This window comes from Aneurinibacillus migulanus (assembly GCF_001274715.1).
Lineage (GTDB): Bacteria > Bacillota > Bacilli > Aneurinibacillales > Aneurinibacillaceae > Aneurinibacillus > Aneurinibacillus migulanus.
Genome location: NZ_LGUG01000004.1, coordinates 2305589 through 2328548, shown reverse-complemented (window position 1 = coordinate 2328548; position 22960 = coordinate 2305589). Strand labels below are relative to the sequence as shown.

General features: G+C 46.2%; 13 protein-coding genes, 1 pseudogene and 1 riboswitch. All 14 genes and pseudogenes read right to left on the bottom strand.

All coding sequences use genetic code 11. The features are described from left to right. Positions 1-9: 9 nt before the first annotated feature. The 14 genes and pseudogenes from AF333_RS13170 to AF333_RS13105 all read right to left on the bottom strand — a co-directional run bounded on the left by AF333_RS13170 (position 10) and on the right by AF333_RS13105 (position 22949). The gene (locus AF333_RS13170; RefSeq protein WP_043063971.1) at positions 10-1035 is read right to left on the bottom strand and encodes a FecCD family ABC transporter permease; all 1026 of its coding nucleotides are present in this window, start codon (positions 1033-1035) and stop codon (positions 10-12) included. Beyond that, positions 1035-2072: a FecCD family ABC transporter permease gene (locus AF333_RS13165; protein ID WP_043063970.1), complete on the bottom strand. Its 1038-nt coding sequence runs from the start codon at positions 2070-2072 to the stop codon at positions 1035-1037. Before AF333_RS13165 ends, AF333_RS13170 begins: the two co-directional genes overlap by 1 nt. An 8-nt stretch (positions 2073-2080) precedes the next feature. After that, the gene (locus tag AF333_RS13160; RefSeq protein WP_043063969.1) at positions 2081-2653 is read right to left on the bottom strand and encodes a nitroreductase family protein; all 573 of its coding nucleotides are present in this window, start codon (positions 2651-2653) and stop codon (positions 2081-2083) included. 119 nt (positions 2654-2772) lie between these two features. Beyond that, positions 2773-4317, bottom strand: a complete 1545-nt coding sequence (locus AF333_RS13155; RefSeq protein WP_052811711.1) for a helix-turn-helix domain-containing protein — start codon at positions 4315-4317, stop codon at positions 2773-2775. Between the two features lie 262 nt (positions 4318-4579). Continuing rightward, positions 4580-8371 carry a non-ribosomal peptide synthetase family protein gene (locus AF333_RS13150; protein ID WP_052811710.1) on the bottom strand — a complete coding sequence of 1264 codons (3792 nt, stop codon included), beginning with the start codon at positions 8369-8371 and terminating at the stop codon, positions 4580-4582. A 41-nt stretch (positions 8372-8412) separates the two neighbouring features. Further along, positions 8413-10149, bottom strand: coding sequence for a methyl-accepting chemotaxis protein (locus AF333_RS13145; protein WP_043063968.1), 1737 nt, complete (start codon positions 10147-10149; stop codon positions 8413-8415). 143 nt (positions 10150-10292) lie between these two features. Beyond that, positions 10293-10377, bottom strand: a riboswitch (cyclic di-GMP riboswitch). A gap of 215 nt (positions 10378-10592) precedes the next feature. Beyond that, a pseudogene (locus tag AF333_RS13140) lies at positions 10593-11239 on the bottom strand (YczE/YyaS/YitT family protein). Positions 11240-11453: 214 nt separating this feature from the next. Next, positions 11454-12971, bottom strand: a complete 1518-nt coding sequence (locus AF333_RS13135; RefSeq protein ID WP_043063966.1) for a class I adenylate-forming enzyme family protein — start codon at positions 12969-12971, stop codon at positions 11454-11456. A gap of 46 nt (positions 12972-13017) precedes the next feature. Further along, positions 13018-14172, bottom strand: a complete 1155-nt coding sequence (locus tag AF333_RS13130) for a thiolase family protein (RefSeq protein WP_043063965.1) — start codon at positions 14170-14172, stop codon at positions 13018-13020. Between the two features lie 255 nt (positions 14173-14427). After that, the gene (locus tag AF333_RS13125; RefSeq protein ID WP_053432779.1) at positions 14428-16551 is read right to left on the bottom strand and encodes a (Fe-S)-binding protein; all 2124 of its coding nucleotides are present in this window, start codon (positions 16549-16551) and stop codon (positions 14428-14430) included. Positions 16552-16627: 76 nt separating this feature from the next. Next, positions 16628-18271, bottom strand: a complete 1644-nt coding sequence (locus AF333_RS13120) for a response regulator transcription factor (RefSeq protein WP_043064660.1) — start codon at positions 18269-18271, stop codon at positions 16628-16630. A gap of 46 nt (positions 18272-18317) precedes the next feature. Further along, positions 18318-19961, bottom strand: a complete 1644-nt coding sequence (gene hutU / locus AF333_RS13115) for a urocanate hydratase (protein ID WP_043064659.1) — start codon at positions 19959-19961, stop codon at positions 18318-18320. A 104-nt stretch (positions 19962-20065) separates the two neighbouring features. Beyond that, positions 20066-21739, bottom strand: a complete 1674-nt coding sequence (gene hutU / locus AF333_RS13110; RefSeq protein WP_043064658.1) for a urocanate hydratase — start codon at positions 21737-21739, stop codon at positions 20066-20068. A gap of 70 nt (positions 21740-21809) precedes the next feature. Continuing rightward, positions 21810-22949: an acyl-CoA dehydrogenase family protein gene (locus tag AF333_RS13105; protein ID WP_043064657.1), complete on the bottom strand. Its 1140-nt coding sequence runs from the start codon at positions 22947-22949 to the stop codon at positions 21810-21812. Positions 22950-22960: the final 11 nt, after the last annotated feature.

Here is a 22960-nt window from a genome sequence, read left to right as displayed (position 1 = left end):
GTATTGGTTTTATACTTTTGAACGCATTAATAAGTAGATAAAATACGGGCCACCTAGCAATGAAATGACAACACCTGCCGGCACCTCGGTATACTCCATAATACTGCGGCCGATCGTATCTCCGGCTAGTACAAGCAGCGCGCCAACCATTGCTGTAATGGGAAGCATATATTGATGCTGAGGACCGACCATCCGCCGCGCAATATGCGGGCCGAGCAAGCCAACGAACCCAATGCTGCCTCCTGTTGCTACACTGGAAGCGGCCAATCCAACAGCCGCAGCCATCAGTACAAGTCGCTCTCGGTTAATCGAAAGCCCCAAACTGCCTGCAATTTGCTCGTTCGTGCTTAAAATGTTCATCACCCTTGATTTCCAGTACACATACGGCAGCAAGATAACAATCCACGGCAGCAGCGCACCGACAAATTTCCAGTTCGATCCCCATAATGAGCCCATCTGCCATGTGACCACAAACTCAAAGTTACTTGGATTGAGCTGTAATGTAAGAATAATACTTATGGCGCTCATTCCTGCTCCTACCGCGATGCCAGTAAGCAACAAACGAGTCGGCGAAATGCCATCATTCTTTTTATAGGAAAGAACATAAATAATAACTGCCGTCAATCCGGCGCCAATTAAGGCAAGAAACGGCATGAGAAACGGAGGCGCAACACTTGTCGTCGGATAAAATGACACAAACAGCAGAACCGCCAGCCCTGCGCCGGAATTAATCCCAAGAATACCCGGATCGGACAAACCATTACGTGAAATACCCTGTAGGACTGCACCCGATATTGCTAATCCTGCACCGATTAAAACCGAAATGATAATGCGCGGCAGACGCATATCGAACAGGACAATATTTTGCTTTTTCGATCCTTGGCCAAACAAGGTTTGCAATACTTCAGACGGCGGCATGCTGTACCGCCCTGTATTCATACTAATCACCAAACCGAACAATACTAGCACACCAAGTAGAATAATTAGTTTTATGCTGCGGCTTCTACGCTCTTGATTAAAAATTTCTGGACGCACTATAATTCCCTCCGTTCCTTACGGGCCAGGTAAAGGAAGAAAGGCACACCCAGCACTGCAATGATGGAGCCGAGAGGCGTTTCATACGGCATGGCAATTATTTTCGCCCCGATATCAGCACAAATGACCAGAACTCCTCCCAATACGGCGGAGCAAGGGATAATCCAACGATAATCGACCCCGACTAGAAATCGAACAATATGCGGAACAATGAGCCCGATAAAACCGACACCGCCGACCGTAGATACGGAGGCCCCTGTCAAAATCATAACGACGACGGCACCTATTCCTTTGATTAGCTTCGTTCGCTGACCGAGTCCAGCCGCCACCTCTTCTCCCAGACTTAAAATTGTGATCGACCGGGATAAAACCATTGCCGCGATCAATCCGACAATAATCCAGGGCATCATGACTGAAACCTGAAACCACTCCGCTGTCGAGATGCCGCCTGCGGACCAAAAGGCCAGATCATAGTTGATTTGAAACAGTAGCGACAGCGCCTGGCTGACACCTGTAACTAACGAACCGACGACCGCACCTGCCAGAACGAGCCGGAGCGGCGTTAGACCACCTCTAGCGAAATAAGCGATGCCATACACCAATCCAGCACCCAGTCCGGCTCCGATAAACGAGAACAGAATGATGTATTCAAAAGGCATCGATGGAATGAACGCAAAGACCAACACAAGAACGAACCCAGCACCCGCATTGATGCCCAACAATCCGGTGTCGGCAATCGGATTACGGGTCATCCCCTGCATAATCGCTCCTGATACGGCAAACGCGGCGCCCACCAGTGCTCCAGCAAGAGCACGGGGCATACGAAGGGATTGGATAATAACATGGTGCTCATTATTGGAATCATAGGCAAAAACCGAATTCCAGACTGTGCTGAACGAAATGTTCGCAACACCTGTTACGATTGAGGCAGCAATGCCGAACAAAATGGCAAATATTCCGATAAAAATAATAAAGGTTGCCATCAATGGTCTGGTTCGTATCGGTGCTTCATTCGTTCTGAGATGCAACCTAGCCATGTTAAGTACTAGACCCCCACCTCACTTGGCATTCCAATCAACGTTATCTTCAATTCTGCCTTCGTCCTTGCTTTGGCTTCCGGCACCTCCTCCGGATAGCCAATATGGAGTAAGCCCACAATTCGCTCTCCCGGTTTTATATCGAAACATTCTCTAAACCCTGGTGAGTGTATGTACGGATCTGTTTTCCAGATCATCCCGATTCCCTGCTCCCAAGCCGCTAATTGAAGGTTTTGAATAAGTGCACTCGTTGCAGCAAAATCCTCCTCCCACTCTCTCTGACGCGGGTCCTCTTGCATAACAATAAGCATGTGTACTGGAATCCTCGAGAAATATTCTGCCAACTGCACAGGGTCCCGCTTCTTCATAGCATGCTGGCAAATTGCCTCAGCCAGCGTCCGCTTTCCTTCTTCTATGAATAAGATAAAACGCCAGGGCTCCCGCATTCTGTGGTTCGGTGCCCAAACGGCAACATTTAATAAATCATGAAGTAGATCCATGGATATGGCTTCATTTTTAAATTTTTTTATGGAGCGTCTTTCTTGAATCATTTTTGCTACCGGAAAATCAAGCTTTGCCATTCGTATCGTTCCTTCCTCTCTTAAATCGAAATTGAAAATCATTATCAATTATATTTTCGCAGAATTATTCGAAAAGAGAATGGACATTCCTCTATTTTTTCTTTACATTTTTCTACTTATTAGCCCGCAAACAAAGATACAGCCTTAGTAAGCAATCTCTCATGTACCATTGCCGAGTAATTCAACCAGGGATACGTTTGAATCAAATGTACATTTCCTTTAAGCGTACTGCTCCACTCCTCCCAATTCGCTCGAACTTCCTGATCGGTAAACAATAGGATATGATCAGCATCGAAGTCATTCACCTCATGCAAACTATCCATATCCCGAAACGTGAAATCTCGAACGCTATCAGGCACGTTCAATTGCAAATCACGATATAGAACGTCTCCAAGTTTTCGTCGTTTCTCTCCAAAAACTCGAAACCCTCCCGTATTTACCCTGACAGCTAATACGGTCTCATTTCCTATGTGTGAAGCGATGAGTTTACGGGCATTTTCGACTCGCTGGTCATAAAATCGGAGCCAGCTTTTGGCAACCTCGCCGATGCCGATAATCTCGGCCAATTGATATAAATGCTCCCTCCATGAGCCGCTCTTGTACGATATCAAGCGGGTTGGCGCAATTTCAGCAAGATATGGATATAACTTTAAAGCTTCATCAGAGCCGATAATCAAATCAGGCGTATGGATACGCAGTCGATGTAAATCAAGTTCGCTCTCTCGTGTTTGTAATAAACCATGCTTTTGATGTTTATTTGCCATGGATGGAGAAAGCATGTCCCAGGAAACGCCCAATGCCATTAAATCCCCAACAAAAGCCGGCGTTAGTACGGTAATTCTTCTACGTAAGGATTGCATATAACTGCTGGGCGATACCCCTACCACCTGCTTGAACTTACGGCTAAAATAATACTCATCCTGATATCCTACCGTTTTGGCTACTTCTGTAATCTTCATCTCTGTAGAAACAAGTAGTCGTTTAGCATGTTCCATCCTTTTTTGAGTAACGTACTGAAGAGGTGTAAAAGACGTATAATGCTTGAATTGCTGGTAAAAAGCTGCCGTACTCATACCGGCAAACTGCACCAATTCTTCTGCTTGAAATGTTTCTGTATAATGTTCCTCGATATGATCAATAATCCCTTTTATTACATGCCTGAAGCCTTCTTTATAATTTTTTTCCAACATTCCTGACATAATGGCTTCCCATACTTCCATAAAACAAATTTGTATTTTGCTTGTTTCTGTTAAGCTATAGTCACCCCAAGTACGATAAAGCTTATCGATTTGGTGATAGATGACGGATGTATTACCCACACGAATAATGCCTTGAACCGGTAGTGTATACTTTTCAATGGACCACCCATTGTTATGCCTGAGAGCTTTAGCGTAGGAAAAAGCAATGCAGTACATGGACAGAGGCTCAGAAGAAAGTGGCTTGAGACCGGCTTCAAGGCCTGCCGGAAGAACAAATAAATCCCCCTTCTCCAAAATAACCGACTCAACCGAGTTATCCAGTTCTCCTTTTCCGCGAACAACAAAAATAAGAACCGTGTTCCCGTTCCTGGCAAATTCGTTCGAATGCCAAAAACGCACTTCGTTACTCAGGCTCATGCCAGTGATGTCAAAAACAACATTCTTTATGCTTTTCAGACCATCCAAGCCTTTCGACCTCCTTCTCGGCAATGCGTAATGCTCAAATTATAATGATAATTATTCTCATTAACATTGTATTCTATCCTTATCTTTTCAGACAAGACAAGAGTCTGCCAAGAATGTTCCAGCTATGTATGCTGGGATAAGCACTCCTGTTTCGGTTGCTTCTTTTCTTGTCCATCTTCCATCACTGTATTGCGTCCGTTGCACCATGATAAAGAAATAGCTGTCCCACACGTTTGGAGACAGCTACTCTTTCATTCTTATATTATTTCCCTACTACTATATGTTCTTTTGCACGCGGGAAATAACCAACTTCCACCGCATGCGTCACTAATGCCCGAAGCAGGTCATGATCTGGCTTAGGACAATAAATGCCTTCTCTTGCAAGAATCTCCTGAGCATTCTTGCATATATATCGATATTCAGAATCATGGGCACCGTCGCCTTCAAGCTGTGCCATGGCCAATTCCAATGCTTCCGCCTTTTCTTCCACACCATTAAGTCGGAATAACGACTCTCTGTATTCTGCAGGCTCCAGTAATGCAATCTCGTAGCCAATGGCATGCAATTCGTTAATAAAGTCAGTATAATGTATTTGCTCTGGATTGCATATATGGAAGGTTCTTCCTTCCATTTCCGGCTGAGCGGCGAGATTCACAATCGCCTGGCTCGCGTAATCGACTGGCGTCAAGTCAACATACCAATCAGCAGCTGGAGCGGTACCGAGCAGCAACATCGCCTTCATCATTCGGTAGAACGCATTGCTCTCAATATTTCGTTGGAATTTTCCGGTCTTTGCACGACCGACCAGATTGCCTACGCGATGGATGGTAGCTGAAACACCCTCTTTCATCGCTGTACGTATAACGTTCTCTGCACGAAGCTTACTGTTGGAATATTCATTTTCTAGCACCGTACTATATGAGAAATCACCATACTGCACAAAATGCTCCCATTGTCCGCTGGCCGCCAGATCTTCAGGAACGCTCACGGTGGAAATATGGTGAAAGTGCGTACCCTGCTTACCGCGAATAATATCGAGTAAAAGCGATGTTCCTCTTACATTTATCTTCTCAAAATGCTCCGCATCTCCGAAATGGCGAACATCGGCCGCACAATGAATCACAGTATCAATTCTATCCGCCAATTCATAGCGCATGTCCGGCGACAGACCAAGATTCGACTCGCTTAAGTCTCCCTCAACAGCAATCAGACGCTTTCCAAAAACGGATAGATCCATGTCAGGAAAATAAAAGTGTAGCGTATCCACAAGGCGCTGTTCAGGCGAATTTTTACCCGAACCGCGTGTAAGACAATAGACAATAGCCTCTGTCTGTTGCAAAACCTCATGTACGATGTGCGCACCAAGATACCCGGTCCCCCCGGTTACCAGAACATACTCCATCGCTTTCCGCTGTCCGACTCTTGCACCCTTAATCACTGGCGGTTCGATTAAGTCTTTCCATTCGCGCTCTCCGTCAGACGAAGAACGCACAGGTTTTACTTCCTTATCCACTGCTTGTTCTACATATTCCGCCAGTGCAGCAATTGTACGATAGCGGAAGAAGTCCTGTATTTTCAACGAAGGAAAATGTGGCTTTAACAACACGAGAATGCTAATAATTTTTAAGGAATGTCCGCCGATTTCGAAGAAATCATCCGTAACTCCTACTTCATCAATTCCGAGAACCTTCTCCCATGCTTCTGCTATTCGCTTTTCCGTCTCGCTTTGCGGTATTTCACCGCTTTCTCTTCTAAGCGAAATTTTATCTTCCCGTGCGATTAGAAGCTTGCGGTCAATTTTGCCTGTCGGGGAAACCGGCATATTCTCCAAATAAATGAATTGCTCCGGAATCATATATGCAGGTAAGGATTGGGCTAAGAATTTCCGGATTTCACTCTCATCCAGCGGATACGTGCTACCTGTACTATAGTAGGCTACCAGGCGCTTATTTCCGTCCTCTGTCGTCTTCGCAACAACAGCTACATGTTCAACATCCTGTTGTTTGGCAAACACGTCTTCAATTTCATCCATTTCAATGCGATGTCCACGAATTTTCACCTGGTTATCTTTACGTCCTACATACTCGATGTTTCCATCGGCCAGCAGGCGTACGATATCCCCGGATTTGTATAACCGCGCTCCCGGCGCATCAGAGAATAGGTGTGGTACGAAAGCTTCTGCCGTCTTTTCCGGCTTGTTCAGATATTCTTTAGCTAATCCTGCCCCTCCAATATACAATTCACCAGGCACATGAATCGGGCAAAGCTTTCCGTTTGGATCGATAATATATGTTTCATAATTATCATACGGTTTTCCGATCGGAATATAGACTTGCTCGGGTGGAACCTCTTTTTCAACGAGGTAAATCGTAGTACCTACTGTGCATTCAGTCGGTCCGTATGCATTGAAGATATTAATATTAAGCCCGAACCGTCTTTGCCACAACCGCACCGTTTCGCCTGTCAACGCTTCTCCTGCTACGATAATTCGTTTTACGGTTCGTAATTTGTGTATACTGTTGTCTTCAAGATAAGCCGCGATTTGCTTAAAGAAAGCGGTCGGCAGGGCCAAGGCACCCGTTGCTTTCACTCTTTCAGCAACATTGGCGAATTCTTCGATTGCCACCCGCTCCATATTAGACAACAGATGCAAGCGCGCTCCCCACAGAAGGGCGGAGAACGTCTCGGCGATGGAAGCATCAAAGCTATACGAAGCGAATTGAAGAAAAACGTCATCCGGCGTACACTCATACGGCTTCCGCAGGTAGACGAGCAAGTTCACTGCACTACGATGAACAATGACCGTTCCTTTTGGACGGCCAGTAGAACCGGACGTATAAATCATATACGCAGGATCTGTTGCCCCCGGATAGGCAGCAACGTTCTCGTTAGAATACTGTGCCAATTGCATATCGTCGAGGCAGAGCACCTGAGCACCATGTGGGCAAGAACGGGCACTCTCATCCAAAATGCCCGCAAACTCCGCTTTCGTTACGATAAAAGCCGCACGGCTATCCTCAATCATGTACTCGATACGCGATTGGGGATATTCCGGATCGATCGGTACATAGACGCCACCGGCTTTCATAATTCCTAAAAGACCGACTACAGTCTCTATGCTTCGCTCCATGAACAAGGCGACAAAGTCACCTTGTTTTAATCCGTGAGTACGCAGCATACGGGCGACCTGATTGGATTTGCTGTTCAGCTCCTCATAGGTAAGCTGTCCTTTGTCTGATGAAAGGGCAATATGAGACGGAAATTGCTCAGCTGCTTCCACAAACATGGCGGAAAGTGTCTTATCGGACGGAAATTCCTCTCTTGTATCATTTAGCTTCCGATATAGCTTGCATTCCTCTTTACTTAACATATCAATCTCGCGAAAACGCACGGAAGGCTGAAGCGTTACAGCTTCGAGAATGTTCTCGTATTGCTCAATAAAACGATGAATGGATGCCCGTGTGAATACCTTATTATTGAAAGTCGTTTCTATATGGTAATGAGTATGCATGTCCACGTTCCATACGATAGGCGCCGACAGTTCCTCGTATGCTGCATCACCCATGACGAAAATCGCGGGATAAGCAATGACTGCATCCTCTCCGTTTTCCTTTATTCTGTTATCCTCATAAGCGCGGAACGCCAGGCGATGCTCCATCGCTTCTGACAATCGTACTTTTACCTCTGTTATCAGGTGCTCGAAGCTCTCTATTCCTGTAAGGGAAATACGTATCGGTAGCGTAAGCGCAGCTTCGCCTTGCTCCCCAGAAGAAAGCCGTACACCCACCATGATATCTTCCTCGTGTGTAATGCGGTATAGCCAAACGAAATAAGCGGATAGCATAAGAACTTCTATCAGAACACCCTTATCTTTACATAAGTTCTCTATCTTTTGTGCCCATAAATCCTGCATAGAAACGATGACTGATTCTTTCTTAAAACCACGGACAGAAGATCGCGGAAAATCAGACGGGATTCCGACTACAGGCAAAGGCTCGATTAGCCTGTCAAACCAGTACCGTTCCATATTCCCTTCGTCTTCACGCACTTTCATCACTCCATCACCTTTTTCTTATTTTCAAGTCTTTAAAATCGCTATATATTAAAGCGTTTAATCGTCTCCCGAAGCTCCCCAACGAGCGCATCAAGAGACTCGGCTTCCTTGGCGACTTCCTGCATGGATGTCAACTGTCTTGTAGATGAAGACGAAACAGCAGACGTATTATCGGCCGATTCCTGGGCGATTTGAGCCATGGACTCTATAGACGCCGTTACCTGCTGGGAACTGGCCGCCATCTCTTCAGAAGCAGCTGATACCTCCTGAATTTGCGTAGTGATTCCCCGAATGGTTTCGAGAATATGTTCAAAGGCTGTTCCTGCTTTTTGAACGATTTCCATCCCTACTTTTACTTCTTCAACCATATGGTTCATTGAAGTAATAGAATTTGACGTTCCACTCTGGATTTCTTGTACTAGATTCGCGATTTGCTGGGCAGATTGTGTAGACTGTTCAGCCAGCTTTCTGACCTCATCCGCTACCACAGCAAATCCTTTTCCATGTTCGCCAGCACGTGCGGCTTCAATAGCGGCATTAAGCGCAAGCAAGTTCGTTTGCGAAGAAATCTGGGTAATCATCTCAACGATTTTACTGATTTCCTGAGAATGCCCGCCCAGTGACTTGACATCTGAAGCCGACTGATCCACGTAATGGCTAATTGTTTTCATTTGCTCAATGACCTTTAGGGTGATTGCATTTCCTTCTTCCGCTTCCTCAGCCATTGTTATCGAGGCTTCGGAAATGCTGCCTGATGCTGCTGCAATGTGTTGAATCCCCGACGAAAGCTCATGGGTCGCCTGAGAACTCGACTCTGCACTTCCCACCTGCATCTCTGTTCCGCTCGCAATCTCCTGAATCGCAGCAGATATCTGTTGATTCTCCTGAACCGTATCTTTAATTTCTGATGAGAGTCGTACAGACAATTCGGAAATACGGGAAGACACACCTGATACATTATGGATAATATCGCGTAGATTCGTGACCATCATCTGGAAGCTATTGCCCAACGCTCCGATTTCGTCCCGGCTTTTTAGCTCTATTACTTCAATGTTCAAATCACCTTCAGATATTTTACGTGCCTTCTCTGAAAGATAGTTAATAGGTGAAATCATTCGTTTAATACTGAAATAAGTAAGCAATCCGCAAATGAGTACGAAAATTAATGTGATATACAGAATGGTGCTTGCTTCTTTCCATGCTTTTTGCGTTACTTGAGATACATCGTAATCAACAATATATAAAGCTATGACATTATTGTTTTCATCTATGATAGGGGCCATACCGGTTTTATATTGGCCGTATACATCTCCATATACATGTGTCGCCTGGATTTTTTTCTGTTCGAACGATTGTTTCATCAAGGTGAGCAGTTCCTGTGAAATACCTGCTTCGCCCATGTTCTGATTGTACGGCACATCTAACTTCCGCAGACTTGTGCTCATCGAGACGTTGTAGAACTGACCGTTCTTATACGAGATCAAATACAGATTGTCAATAATCTCTGAATGGCTCATAATCTGATCCATTTCTTTAGTTGCTTGCAGTACATCAGGATTTTTGTCATTTGGCTGATTCACAATTGAACGCACCTGTTCGATATTAGCTTGTTCTGCCAAAATGGCTGCCGTATCGTTCAATTGCCTGCTCATGCTGTTCAAGTTACTGTTCTTAATCATAAAATAAGTCGCAACGCTGCTTAAAATCCCAAAAGCAAGCAGTATGACGAGTGAAGTACTAATAATCTTCGTACTCGCCGAGTTTCTAATCCTCTTCATGAATATCCCTCCGGGTGCATGTATTACTATTTTGGAATCGCTAATTGAAAATCAACAATAATATAGACTCCAGGCATTCACTCCCCAACAAAAAAAACAATCCCCGCACATCGACACACAAAGCAAACAGGAATTGTTTCCGTACATGCAACTTGGCAGCCATAGTAAGAAAACCGTAGGCCCATAGCTTTGCGTCCCTCCCTTTCGGAAGGTTTGCCGACAATAATATATGTGATTAAGTTACCAGAAAAACTTTACATCTCTTATATAAATATTTCAATAGATTCAGAAACAAATAGTTCCTTTTGACTACATTGTCTCTGTAAAGATATTGAAATTATTTTTCATATGGATGCTTATATTTTATACAGACAACACAAAGAGAGGTGCACAGGACCGTGTACCTCTACCAGTTAAGACCCAATGAGCGAATCTAAGAAAATCTATGGAAATCGGCGAAAAGAGGCCGATTGACTCTGCCTATGTTCCAGTGCATGTAGGAAGCTTCTGAATATCTTTAACGCTTGTTGGAACACAGGACTTTGAATAAACGTATAAATAAATGTTACGATAAAAACAGGGCCACCTAAAAGAAATCCGATACCAAGCACAATACTTTCTACAATGATACGGGCGCGACTGACTGAAAGCCCCGTCTTATCGGAAATGGAAAGCATAAAACCGTCCCGCGGACCAGCTCCAATTCCAGCGGCTACATACATACCGCCTCCAACACCTGTGATTACGATTCCGCACAGAAGAATGATATAATCCGGCCATGAGTGCATGGCTGTGGGCAGAATATCCAGCCATAAGAAAATATCCATAATGGGTCCGATCAACAACGCATTTAGAAACGTGCCTATATTAATATATCTGCGGTCTACCAGCAAAGAGACGAGCACTAGAACAAGACCGCAAACGACGGACCACGTTCCTATCGTCAAACCATACCGCTGATATAATGCTACATTTAGCACTTCCCACGGATGAAGACCAAGATATTTAACCTTAACCGCAAGCGCGTTGCCCAGACCGAAAAAAGTCAGCCCTAAAAAGAAAAAAAATAACGCATTAATCTCATCCTTATTCCTCCACCTATTTTTTAATGTAACTACCTTTTGCTCACTTTGTATTCACTGTAGTATAGGAACCAGTCGGAATCAATCTTTTCTTGATGTTGTCTAATTGTACGAGATAAAAAAAGATAGACGTAAGATGTTGGAGACATCCCTCCCGGATAAAAAAGGGAGCGGCGTGTCTTTGTCCAACTTCCTACGTCATCCAAATGTATGATAACAGCTTTATACGCCTTCCTGTTGTCGTAACACTGTTTTTAACACTTTTCCACTTGCATTGCGCGGCAAGGCATCAAGAAATTCCACATGGAATGGCACCTTGTATTTGGCAAGCCGCTTTTCACAAAATGCAATGACTTCTTCTTCCGTCAATCCGTTTCCATCTTTTATGACAACGTATGCTTTCGGTACTTCTCCATATATTTCATGCGGTATACCGATGACTGCCGCTTCAAGTACGGCCGGAATTTCAAACAACACTTCTTCTACCTCGATCGGATAAATGTTTTCGCCACCGCGAATAATCATGTCTTTCTTCCGATCTACAATGTAGAGAAATCCTTCGTCATCCATGCGTCCTAAATCCCCACTTAACATCCAATCCTCTCGCATGGTGAGCGCGGTCGCCTCTGGATTGTTAAGATATCCTTTCATGACATGAGGACCTTTGATGATGATTTCACCAACTTCTCCAACCGGTACCTCGAATCCTTCGTCATCTACAATACGCACCTGGCATCCTGGCAGTGGCTGACCGACTGAACCAACTTTACTTAATGCATGCGGGTCTTTCAATGTAGTAGCACCCGGTGCGTTCTCCGTTTGTCCGTATAAATTTTGCACCTTTGCCTGCGGAAATATCTGCTTTACCTTCTTGATTAGTTCATATGGCATAGGTGCGGCTCCGTATGTCAGCATTCGAAGGTGCGGAACGTGGAGCGTATGCAAATCAGGCTGATTGAGCAACAGCGTATACATAGCCGGTACCCCAAAAAACAACGTAACATCATAACGTTGCACTGCTTCCATCGTCTGCTTCGGACTAAACCCTTTTTCTATGACAAGAGTGCCTCCCGCCTGTATAGTCGGTAACATAAATACATGGGCGGCAGCACAATGAAACAGCGGTGCAACAATAAGAACTCGCTCCGACTTCTCCAAATCCATCGCTTCTCGCCACATTTTCGCGATAGCTTTGCAGTTCTTATGGGAAAGCATCACCCCTTTCGGTTTTCCGGTCGTTCCTGATGTATAAAAAATAACGGCAGTATCATCATCCTGGAAAGGTATAACAGCTACTTCATCGCTTTCATGAATTGCCTGGCCAATAGATGTTCCCCGCAGCGTTTCAGGACCTTCTACATGAATAAAATGTTGGATCAAAGGGATAGAAGGCATTAATTCTTCTACTGTTTCATTGAATTCCTGCCCGTAAACAAGCAGCTTTGCTCTGGAGTGGTTAAGAATGTATTCGATTTCTCTGGGCGCAAGTCGGGTATTGATAGGCAATACGCTTACACCGGCCGCCTGGCAGGCAAAATAGCAGGTAACAAACATATCGGAGTTACCGAGCAATAATGCGACTACGTCTCCTTGTTTCAATCCTTTACTTCGAAAATATCCTCCCAATCGGCGTGCCATCTGTGTCAACTGAAGATAGCTTGTCTCGTGTCCCCCATAAATAGTAACCGCTTTCTCCGGTTGGTGTTCCACGTGCTGAAGCAAGATATCAAACGTCGACATGCCTAGTCTCCTCCCTTTTCTGCTATCACTCGGCCATTCGGCATTTTTACCTGTCGAGGCGTTCAACGATGGTCGCATTGGCCATTCCATGCCCTTCACAAATCGCCTGCAATCCATAACGCCCTCCCGTTCTTTCCAGCTCATGAAGAAGCGTAACCATTACGCGCGCACCGCTTGCACCAAGCGGGTGTCCAAGCGCAATCGCTCCGCCGTTCGGATTCAACCTGGCCGGATCTGCTCCCGTTTCCGCAAGCCAAACTAACGGTACGCAGGCAAACGCCTCGTTCACTTCGTATATATCCATCTGTTCAAGCGTCAAGCCGGCTTTCTGCAGCACTTTTCGCGTTGCCGCGATAGGTCCTGTCAGCATCAACCTCGGGTCGGAACCGACGACAGAACGCGCGACGATACGAAAACGCGGCTTCAGCCCAAGTTCTTCAGCTTTGTTCCTTGACATCAGGAGAAGTCCGGCTGCACCGTCGCTGATTTGACTGGCATTACCTGCATGAATGCTACCGCTTTCAAGAAAGGCTGGCTTTAACGCTCCCAGCTTCTCAAGCGTAGTCTCCCGGCGTGGGCCTTCATCCTGTTGCACACGCATTTGTGTACCGTCTGAATGAGAAAGGATTATCGGCATGATCTCGCGTTCAAACCAGCCTTCCTTCTGGGCCTTTACCGCTTTTTGATGACTCTCCAGTGCAAATTCATCCATTTGGCGTCGTGTGAGCCCCCATTTCTCTGCCATACGCTCAGCAGAAATCCCCTGATTAAATGCGCCAAAACGTGCAGTTAGCTTGCTATTCCATTCGGCCCCTTGTAAATTCGAAAACATCGGTACACGGGTCATGCTTTCGACGCCAGCGGCCACGACTACATCCATATCTCCACTGATAATAGCTTGAGCGGCAAAATGCACGGCCTGCTGGCTGGACCCGCACTGGCGGTCAATTGTTACACCTGGCACCTCAATTGGATAATCTGCAAGCAGAGCGGCTACCCTGGCAATATCTCCGGCCTGTTCTCCACTTTGCGATACGCAGCCCATAATGACATCCTCAACCAGTTCGGAAGAAATGCCTGAGCGCACGATTAGTTCCCTTAATACTTCTGCTGCCAAATCGTCCGGCCGTACGGTGCTTAATATACCTCCACGCCTCCCTATCGGTGTTCGTACTGCTTCTACAATGACTGCCTCTCGCAACGTATTTCCCCCTTCTACTTATTCAAAAACTCCCTTTTTCTATATTATCTTAATTTTTCATCTTTTAACATACCTCTTCTTCTCGTACGGCAAATAGGACGCCCATAATACTCGAGCGCCCTTCCTTCTTTTCTTACCTCCTACCATAAAAATATATAAATTTATAAAGTCAGATGTATATAGTTGTACTATAAAGTTACTTTTCTTATGCTGGCATACCCGTAAATGCCACATTCACGTTTTGTGTTTGTAATCTTATAACGATCGTTCCAAGATTTCTACCATATCAAGCGTCTGAACTTTTTCTTCAACTTCCTTTGCTTTCGTGCCGTCTGACAGCATCGTCAAGCAATATGGACAAGCACTTCCGATCGTCGTCGGATTCACAGCCAAAGCCTGCTCGGTGCGTGCAAGGTTCACACGTGTGCCCTGATGCTCTTCCTGCCACATCATCCCGCCGCCCGCGCCACAGCACATGCTGTCACAGCCGGAACGCTCCATTTCCACGATCTCGACGCCAGGGATGGCGGACAGGATCTCTCGCGGCGCATCATATATATCATTGTAACGGCCCAGGTAACAGGAGTCATGATAGGTCACACGCTCTTTCACTTCATTCACCGGTTGAATCCGGCCTTCCCGCAGCCATTCCACCAGCAGATCAGTATGATGATAGATTTCCACGTCTTCGAGTCCAAACTCCGGATATTCGTGCTTGAACGTATTGTAGGCGTGCGGGTCCATCGTCACGATTTTCTTCACATCATACTTCTGGAAGTTCCCGATGTTCTCCATCGCCAGCTCCTGGAACAGCATTTCATTGCCAAGACGGCGGGCTGTATCACCTGAGTTCTTCTCTTCGTTGCCCAGAATAGCAAACTTGATACCCGCTTTGTTCATCACACGGGCGAACGATTGGGTTAATTTGATGCTTCGATTATCGAACGAGCCCATCGAACCAACGAAGAAGAGGTATTCGAATTCGTCCGCTTCCTTGACGGTCGGCACGAGATCTTCCATGCCTTCACGCCATTTAATCCGGTCTTTACGGTTGATGCCCCACGGATTGCTCTGACGTTCGATGTTGCTCAACGCACGCTGGGCATCGGACGGCATGCGTCCTTCCGTCATGACGAGATAGCGGCGCATGTCGATGATGTGACCTACGTGCTCATTTGCCACCGGACATTGGTCCTCACAGTTACGACATGTCGTACATGCCCAGAGCTCTTCTTCTGTAATGACATCCCCAATGAGCTGCGTATCGTACTCAATCTTCAAAGCGGATGAGCCTTCCGTCGCTGCTGCCGTCTCTTCCACAACCTGACCTGCCCCTGCGGCGCGTGCTTGTACAGCTAACGCATTGCCGGTCGATTCTTTAAAGACCGCGGCCGGCATCCATGGCGTACGACCTGTAATGGCGGCCCCTTTCTCCGTTAAGTGATCACGCATTTTCACGATTAAATCCATCGGCGATAGGGTCTTACCTGTGCCGGCAGCCGGGCACATGCTTGTACAGCGGCCACACTCCACACAGGCGTATAAGTCAATCAGTTGGTTCTGTGTAAAATGCTCAATGCGTCCGACGCCGAATTCTTCTGCGCCTTCTTCTTCCAGCTTCTCGAAGTCGATCGTGCTCAGCTTGCCTGGAGGACGTGTCTTATCCTTCATAAGCCAGTTGTACGGCGCAAACAGAAGATGCGCGTGCTTGCCCTGCGGAATATACACCAGGAAGAACAACAGCGTCAGCAAGTGCACCCACCAGAAGACATAGAAGAGGGCGCCTGCCGCCGTCGGACCGATGCCCGCCAATGCCAGTGCAAGGCTGGAGGCGATCGGCTGCGTGGAACGGAAGCTGATGGCGTCGGCATGCAGCCAGATGATTTCTAATCCTTCAGACAGAAGCGTACTGATCATCAAGATGCTGATGAGCCAAACGACCAGATTGGCTTTCCAGCCGCGTTTTAAGCGCTTTAATTTTTCGACGTTGCGACGATACCAGGCATAGAAAATGGCTAGCAGGATCGCCACAACGACCACTTCCTGGAACAGAAGGAAGTAAGGATATGCCGCACCAAACGGCAGGTGCGAGCCTGGCTTCAGCCCTTTCCAGATTAAATCAATGGCTCCGAACTGGACCAGAAGGAAGCCATAGAACAATACGATGTGCATGACACCGCTTTTGGAATCTTTCATTAATTTTTTCTGTCCGAAAACATTGACCCAGAAGGCATTCAATGTTCGGGTCGCGTCTTCCTTCAAGTCTGCCGCACGTCCGAGCTTAATGTACGTGACACGGCTGTAGACAAGATAGGTGAATAAATACAATGCATACCCTATTAAAGTAATAAAAATGAGGACATTGATGACCATCAACACCGACACGTTCTCTACTCCTCTCCTGCTCAGGTGTACAATGAATCGTGGAACCCCTCTATCCGATTGCTCGCTTTCCTTAAGACGTTCCTTCTTTTGCGAGCGTTTTAGGAACTAAGAGCGCATTTCGATACTGACTTGGGGTTTTGCCTACTATTGTTTTGAATACACGGCTAAAATAACGGGCATCGTTATACCCTACGGCTCCGGCTACATGGTAAATCGTATAGTTTAAATCCATCAGCATGACTTTCGCTCTTTCGATTCGTAAATGAGTAATGTATTCTACTAAAGAAGAACCAGTTGTTTTTTTAAAAATATAGCTGAAATAATTCGGACTTAAATGCACATGGCTTGCCACTTGTTCCAACGTGATATTTTCCAGATAGTATGAATGAATGTATTGCATTGCTTTCTGTACGGATTTTAGCATCTGCTCATTATAATTCGTTAATACACATTCCAGGAAATGCTCTACCGCTTCTTTAAACCATTGCTTCATATGAATCGTATTTTCAATGCGATATAAATCACGCGCATACTGCAGATGAATGGAAAAAATATCTTTCGGTTTAGCACCGCCATTTAGTGCGGCCCGTGCCAATGTAGTCAGCAAATCAAGAATCTGCATTTTGAACACTTGAGGATCAGCATTTGGCTTTTGGAATAATATATCCCACAGCTGCTCAATGCTTTGCTTAACACCTGCAAAATCGCCTACCGTTAACTTATTTGCTAGAGAACTGATTTCATCACCAGGCAGCAACGCCGTTTCATTAACGAATGGCTCGGCATCGTCAATATGAAGCAGCGAATCCGTGCCTGCGAAAAACTTATGCGTTTGTGCGTGCAACGCTTCCTGATAAGATACATGCAAGTTACGTGCGTCTTCATAGTAATGGCCGATTCCGATGGTAACCGTATACCCAGTTCTTTCCTTTATATATTCTTTCATCTCTCTTGCATATACAAGAGCTAGTGCCTTGTATTCTGCCTTGCTGTTGCGTAGCGGAACAGACAACAGCACCGCGATTTTATCGGCGGCCGTTATGATAGCCAACACTTCCTGAACATCACGATCCCGAAACTGCTGGATGATCTCGATTATTTCACTACGAATCGACTGTTCCCATAGTTTACTTTTATTTTTCGTAAGACGAGAAAACTCATCAATATGGACAATCATGGCCGTATTTGGCACGGTTGATAGCCCCGCCCATTTGCTTCGGTCCCATATGTCTTTTGAGTTTTTTATTGTACCGAAAATCAAATCGTACGCCAGACAGCTCTTCATAGAAGCCGTGCATTCCTTTATTCTACGGGACTCATCCGATTTCAATTCTTCCTTTATGTTCTGCGCTTTGGCTTCGTGAAGCAGATAGTATAACGCTTCTTTGTCAAGCGGCTTGGAAATACAATCCGCTACACCAAGTTTGAAATACATGCGCATTTCCTGTGCAGTATAGGTAGTTTTTAAAACAATATAAGAAAGTATAGTATTTCGTTGTCCGCTTACTTCTAGTATTTTTCTCCGCTCGTTCTCCTCTATGTAGTCAAAATCAAGACATACAACAATCGGATCGTAATACCGCACTTGCTTTTCCAAATCAAAAGCGTCCTCGCATACTTGAATTTGGAATTGAAAGTCATACGTTTGATTAACCAACTCTATCAACCGAATCGCGGTATCATCATTTGAAATCAGTAAAAGCGTAGACCTCACCAGGAACACATCCCTTCACTCTGCAGAATTGTCGACGTTCGATTCCCTATAACGGCTTCTTAATTCCTAGCTTGTCTATCATAGATTGGGCCGTGGAATACCCTGCATCAGCATGTCGGATAATATTCAAACCCGGATCGATTTTTAATAGTCTCTGTAATCTTTCAAACGATTCTATACTTCCATCCGCCACTGCGGTCATACCGGAGTGTATTGAATTACCAATACCTACGCCGCCCCCGTGCTGAATGCTTACCATCGACGCTCCTGCACATGCATTCAACAGTCCATTTAAGATAGGCCAATCCGCTACGGCATCACTGCCGTCAAGCATCCCTTCGGTTTCCCGAGTAGGTGCTGCCATGGTGCTTCCTTCAGAATGGTCTCTCGTAATGGCAACTGGAGCTAACAGTCGGCCGGACGCAACCATATGATTAATAATTTCCCCTAGTTCATCTCGTTCCTTATAGTTCAGCCAGCACGTGCGAGCAGGTAACCCATAAAAATAAATTTTATCCTGTACGTAGCGAATCCAACGACAAATTCTTTCATCGCTTTTAAATTCCGACAAAATCACTTCGTCGATTTTATAAATATCACCTGGGTCTCCAGAAAGGGCAACCCAACGGCAGGGACCCCTACCCTCACAATACAATGGACGTAAATATTCAGATACGAAGCCTGGAAAATCGAACGCTTCTTCATATCCAGCTTTCTTCGCTTGCCCACGGATGTTGTTGCCATAATCAAAAACAACAGCTCCCCGTTCCTGAAACATCTTTATTGCGGCAACATGGGCTGTAACGGTTTGCATCGCCATCTCCACATATTTTTCCGGCTTCTTATTCCGTAGAAAATATGCCTGCTCCAATGAGACGCCACTCGGAATATAGCCATGTAGCAAGTCATGAGCCGCTGTCTGATCCGTTACGATGTCCGGTGTTACGCCCTTCTCCACCAGTTCACAATACACGTCTGCAGCATTTCCCACGAGCGCAATGGCAAGCGGCCTGCCTGTTTGCGCAGCTTCCTCAGCCAACTGCAAAGCTTGATCGATCGTATGCGCCATGATGTCGCAATAATTGTTCATTAGTCGTTTCTGAATTTTGCTTTCGTCAATTTCTACAACGATGGCTACACCACCATTCATCGTAACAGACAAAGGTTGAGCCGAACCCATGCCACCCAGGCCGGAAGTCAGTACAATCTTTCCTTTTAACGATCCATTAAAATAACGGTTGGCCACCTCACTCATGGTCTCGAAAGTCGCCTGCAATACACCCTGCACGCCGATATACGCCCACGATGCTGCTGTTGCCTGTCCGTACATGGTAAGCCCTTTTTCTTCAAGGCGGGAGAATTCTTTCCATGTCGCCCACGCGGGAACTACCATAGCGGCGGACGCAAGCACACGTGGAAAAAAAGAAAACGTACGAAATGAAGCTATGGGCTTTCCTGATTGAATCAATAAGGTAGAGTCCGAATCAAGTTGCTGCAATTCCTTAATAATAGCCCGCAGCATTGTTTTGCTCCTTGCTGCCTTCCCCGTTCCACCATATACAATTAAATCTTGCCCGTTCTCTGCTACACGCGGGTCCAGACTGTTCATTAATAGCCTTAGCAGTGCTTCGGTTTCCCAGCTTTTACACGAAATATCTTTCCCTGTAGGAGAGTAGATGGTTTGCAGCATGATCGGCCTCCTCCCGTACATATATTCAGCTATCATAAAAATAGTAAAGAACAGGAGGAAAACGGTAATCTTCCTGTTCCTCCACAACTTCCGTCTCCGAGGTACTAACCTAGCATCGGGATGTCAACGCCTCTTTCTTTCGCTACCTTAATCGCTTTTTCATATCCTGCATCCGCATGGCGAATGACACCCATGCCAGGGTCAGAAACGAGCACACGTTCGATGCGCTGTGCTGCTTCCGGCGTGCCATCAGCGACAAGAACTTGTCCCGCATGCAGCGAGTATCCCATCCCTACGCCGCCCCCATGGTGGATGCTCACCCAGCTCGCACCCCCGCATGTATTGATTAGTGCGTTAAGAATCGGCCAATCCGCAATGGCATCACTACCGTCTTTCATCGCTTCTGTCTCCCTGTTCGGTGAAGCGACGGACCCGCAATCCAGATGATCTCTACCGAATACGATGGGAGCGCTTAATTCACCACTCGCTACCATCTCATTAATTTTCAACGCGAATTTGTGACGCTCCCCGTATCCCAGCCAACAGATACGAGCAGGAAGCCCTTGCCATTTCACCATTTTTTGCGCCATTTCAATCCAGTTAATAAGCGATTCATCCTCCGCAAACATTTCCATCGCTACGCGGTCCGTTTTATAAATATCCTCCGGATTACCTGATAGTGCCGCCCATCTGAACGGACCTTTTCCTTCGCAAAAAAGCGGACGCAAATAGGCAGGCACGAAACCAGGAAACTCAAACGCATTTTCCACTCCCATTTTCTGCGCGTAAGCACGAATGTTATTGCCATAATCAAATGTTTCCGCCCCTGCTTTTTGCAGATCTAGCATCGCCTGTACGTGAACAGCCATTGATTCCATTGCTTTTTGCTCATACGCTTTCGGGTCCTGCTGACGCAGCTCCAGCGCTTCTTCATAAGTCATACCATGCGGTACATATCCATTTAACGGATCATGCGCGCTTGTCTGATCGGTGACAATGTCGGGGATGACACCGCGTTTAAGTAGTTCGGGATAGATATCTGCGCAATTTCCCACTAATCCGATGGAAGCGGGCTCTCCTTTTTCAGTAAACGTTTTGACCATATTGAGCGCTTCATCAAGCGTATCGCAAATATAGTCACAATACCCCTCTTTGATTTTACGTTCGATTCGCTGGCGTTCCACTTCCACAACAAGAATAACGGCCTTTGCCATTTTTCCGGCAAGCGGCTGCGCTCCGCTCATTCCTCCCATTCCCCCGGTTAGAATGAATCGTCCAGTCAAATCAGCGGTTCCGAATGCTTTTTTGCCAGCTTCCACAAAACTTAGATACGTTCCCTGTAAAATCCCTTGCGCTCCAATATAAATCCAGCTTCCCGCCGTCATCTGCCCATACATCATCAAGCCCTTTTTCTCCAACTCGTAGAAATGATCCCAATTTGCCCATGCGGGAACAAGATTAGAGTTAGCAATTAACACTCTCGGCGCCATTTCGTGTGTACGGAACACGCCGACAGGCTTTCCGGACTGAACCAGCAGCGTTTCATCATTTTCCAGCTCTCGCAGCGCTTTTACAATCGCGTCAAAGCACTCCCAGTTCCGGGCAGCTTTTCCGATTCCACCGTATACGACCAATTCCTCTGGTTTTTCTGCTACTTCAGGGTCCAGGTTATTCATCAGCATACGCAGAGCGGCCTCCTGTACCCATCCTTTGCATGTAAGCTGATTTCCGGTTGGTGCTTTAATAGCACGGTCTGCAGTACGAGTGTAACTTGTCATTGTTCCCTCCACTGTAAATTGAATTTTTAGAATAATAATGCTACAAAAAATTAAATACTACATTACTTCTTTATTTAAGCAAATGGTGTGCGATAACCATCTTTTGCACCTGTGAAGTTCCCTCAAAAATTTCAAGAATACGCTGGTCCCTGTACATTCGCTCTACCGGATACTCCTTCATATAGCCAAATCCTCCATGAATTTGCACCGCTTTATGCACGACGCGGTGGGAAGCTTCTGAAGCAATAAGCTTGGCAACCGCGGCTTCTTTCGAGAGCCGATATCCTTCACGATCTTTTAGGCTAGCGGCATAATACGTATACAGTCGTGCCATCTCGACATCCGCAGCCATCTCAGCGAGCATCCATTGCAAACCCTGGTATTCCGAAATCGGTTTTCCGAATGCGATTCGCTCTTTTGCATAGGCTGTCGCCGCATCCAATGCTGCCTGCGATAAGCCAACCGCCATAGCCGCAATGCCAATGCGCCCACGGTCAACTACAGTCATAGCGATTTTAAATCCATCGCCTTCCTTCCCAACGATATTCTCTTTCGGAATGCGACAATTATCGAAAATGACTTCATGCGTGCGAGCCCCGCGAATCCCCATTTTATCGTCTCCGGCTCCATACGTTAAGCCTGGCGTACCCCTTTCAACGATGAACGCGCTAATGCCCCGTGAGCCGGCAGACGTATCCGTTTTGGCATATACGACTAAAATATCCGCCTCTGCCCCGTTGGTGATAAAGTGTTTCGTTCCATTCAGTACGTACTCATCCCCATCCAGTCTAGCATTCGTTTTCATGGAAGCGACATCCGTGCCACCGTTCGGCTCTGTCAGACAGAATGCATACAGCTTTTCACCACTACACCCCGGCACCAAATATGCTTGCCTTTGCTCGTCTCTGGCAGCCAGGAACAACCCATCAATTCCTAAATAATGTGCCGTTAGGATAGAGCCAGTTGCAGCACATGCGTATGTGATTTCTTCCACAGCAATTGCTTCCGCGACTGAATCAGCTCCGACGCCTCCATCCTTTTCGGGGTAGGCAATGCCCAACAGTCCCAGCTCTGCCAATCTACTAATATGCTCAAAAGGAAACCGATTCTGCTCATCCAATTCCGCCGCCTTAGGCTGAAGCACCTCCCGGCTAAAATCCCGTACCATCGCTCGAATGCTTTTTTGTTCTTGTGTTAACTCAAAATTCATGTCTTCTCCTC

Excerpts from the sequence above, each read along its gene's own strand:
- AF333_RS13165 (WP_043063970.1), bottom strand. The coding sequence starts at position 2,072 with ATGGCTAGGTTGCATCTCAGAACGAATGAAGCACCGATACGAACCAGA.
- AF333_RS13160 (WP_043063969.1), bottom strand. The coding sequence starts at position 2,653 with ATGGCAAAGCTTGATTTTCCGGTAGCAAAAATGATTCAAGAAAGACGC.
- AF333_RS13150 (WP_052811710.1), bottom strand. The coding sequence starts at position 8,371 with ATGAAAGTGCGTGAAGACGAAGGGAATATGGAACGGTACTGGTTTGAC.
- AF333_RS13145 (WP_043063968.1), bottom strand. The coding sequence starts at position 10,149 with ATGAAGAGGATTAGAAACTCGGCGAGTACGAAGATTATTAGTACTTCA.
- AF333_RS13135 (WP_043063966.1), bottom strand. The coding sequence starts at position 12,971 with ATGTCGACGTTTGATATCTTGCTTCAGCACGTGGAACACCAACCGGAG.
- hutU (WP_043064659.1), bottom strand. The coding sequence starts at position 19,961 with ATGCTGCAAACCATCTACTCTCCTACAGGGAAAGATATTTCGTGTAAA.
- hutU (WP_043064658.1), bottom strand. The coding sequence starts at position 21,739 with ATGACAAGTTACACTCGTACTGCAGACCGTGCTATTAAAGCACCAACC.
- AF333_RS13105 (WP_043064657.1), bottom strand. The coding sequence starts at position 22,949 with ATGAATTTTGAGTTAACACAAGAACAAAAAAGCATTCGAGCGATGGTA.